This window comes from Mesorhizobium sp. (assembly GCF_024509055.1).
In the GTDB taxonomy this organism is placed as follows: domain Bacteria; phylum Pseudomonadota; class Alphaproteobacteria; order Rhizobiales; family Rhizobiaceae; genus Mesorhizobium.
In genome coordinates this window covers 1-1,724 of sequence record NZ_JANINM010000329.1, presented here as the reverse complement: position 1 = coordinate 1,724, position 1,724 = coordinate 1, and the positions used below count along the sequence as shown (strand labels likewise).

The window sequence follows — 1,724 nt, the reverse complement described above, 5'->3', positions numbered from 1 at the left end:
AGCGCGGCATCAACATCATGGAATTCTGCAAGGCGTTCAACGCGCAGACCCAGGAACTGGAGAAGGGCTCGCCCATCCCGGTCGTCATCACCTACTACCAGGACAAGTCGTTCACCTTCGTCATGAAGACGCCGCCGGTGAGCTACTTCCTGAAGAAGGCCGCCAACCTGAAGTCGGGTTCCAAGGAGCCGGGCAAGACCAAGGTCGGCACGATCTCGCGCGACAAGGTGCGCCAGATCGCCGAGCAGAAGATGAAGGACCTGAACGCAAACGACGTCGAGGCGGCCATGCGCATGGTCGAGGGCTCCGCCCGCTCGATGGGCCTGGAAGTGGTGGGCTGAGATCATGGCGAAGATTGCAAAGCGTGTTGCCAAGAGCCGCGAAGGCATCGATCCGAACAAGGCTTACGCCCTCAATGAGGCGCTGCAGCTGCTCAAGGACCGGTCTTCGGTGAAGTTCGATGAGACCGTCGAGGTCTCGATGAATCTCGGTGTCGATCCGCGTCATGCCGACCAGATGGTTCGCGGCGTGGTCAACCTGCCGAACGGCACCGGCCGCTCGGTTCGCGTCGCGGTGTTCGCGCGCGGTGACAAGGCCGAGGAGGCCAAGGCCGCAGGCGCCGATATCGTCGGCGCCGAGGATCTGGTCGACATCGTCCAGAAGGGCACGATCGATTTCGATCGCTGCATCGCCACCCCGGACATGATGCCGCTCGTCGGCCGTCTGGGTAAGGTGCTCGGCCCGCGCGGCATGATGCCGAACCCGAAAGTCGGCACCGTGACCACCGATGTCGCCGCGGCCGTCAAGGCTTCGAAGGGCGGCGCCGTCGAGTTCCGCGTCGAGAAGGCCGGCATCGTGCAGGCTGGCGTCGGCAAGGTCTCGTTCGACGTCAAGGCGCTGGAAGAGAATGTGCGGGCCTTCGCCGATGCGGTGAACAAGGCCAAGCCGTCCGGCGCCAAGGGCAACTACGTCAAGAAGGTGTCGGTCACCTCGACGATGGGCCCCGGCCTCAAGCTCGACATCTCGACGCTCGCCGCGTCGTGATTGTCATCCGATCGGCCGTTGGCCGATCCTGAAGAATTCCGCACCGCCGATCCGTCGGCGGTGCGGTAACCCGGAAGCTGCAAGGCTTCCGGATATCCTGTCCGAGATTGCAGGCGGCCGGCCTTGTTAAAAAGGGGGCCTTAATTCATGTGGGCCTGCATGAGACGGGTGAAGACCCGACAAAGGAGCGCAATGCTCCAATGAAAGGTTCGAACCGTGTTTGCCTTTTGTCAGCGCATCATCCGGCTTGCCGGCGGGTGTGGCGAAAGGGGGCAGGATCCTCGAGCGCCGTTCGGGAGATCCGTGTTTTGGATAGCCCGGCCGGCAAAAGGCAACCCGACGCCTGACCTCGAAAATGAGGCAGGGGTCAACTGGAGATAGGCAGTGGACAGAGCGGAAAAACGCGAACTCGTCACGGGCCTGAACGATGCGTTCTCGAACGCGGGTTCAGTCGTCGTGGCCCACTACGCCGGTATCACCGTCGCGCAAATGAACGACCTTCGGTCGAAGATGCGCGCCGCCGGTGGCACCGTCAAAGTCGCGAAGAACCGTCTCGCCAAGATCGCTCTTCAGGGCACGGACTCCGCATCGATCGTCGATCTGTTCAAGGGGCAGACGCTGGTCGCTTATTCGGAGGATCCGGTTGCGGCGCCGAAGGTCACGTCCGATTTCGCCAAGGG

General features: G+C 62.6%; 3 protein-coding genes. All 3 read left to right on the top strand.

Annotation, left to right across the window (positions count from 1 at the left end; translation table 11 throughout):
• On the top strand, positions 1-341 hold a 341-nt coding region (gene rplK / locus Q0L57_RS14455), incomplete at its 5' end, for a 50S ribosomal protein L11 (protein ID WP_296743685.1).
• 4 nt (positions 342-345) lie between these two features.
• Positions 346-1,044, top strand: a complete 699-nt coding sequence (gene rplA / locus Q0L57_RS14450) for a 50S ribosomal protein L1 (RefSeq protein WP_296743683.1) — start codon at positions 346-348, stop codon at positions 1,042-1,044.
• A 384-nt stretch (positions 1,045-1,428) separates the two neighbouring features.
• The coding region (rplJ, locus tag Q0L57_RS14445) for a 50S ribosomal protein L10 (RefSeq protein ID WP_296743682.1) at positions 1,429-1,724 on the top strand (296 nt) is incomplete at its 3' end.

Coding starts and splice junctions, on each gene's coding strand:
- rplA (WP_296743683.1), top strand. CDS start 346: ATGGCGAAGATTGCAAAGCGTGTTGCCAAGAGCCGCGAAGGCATCGAT.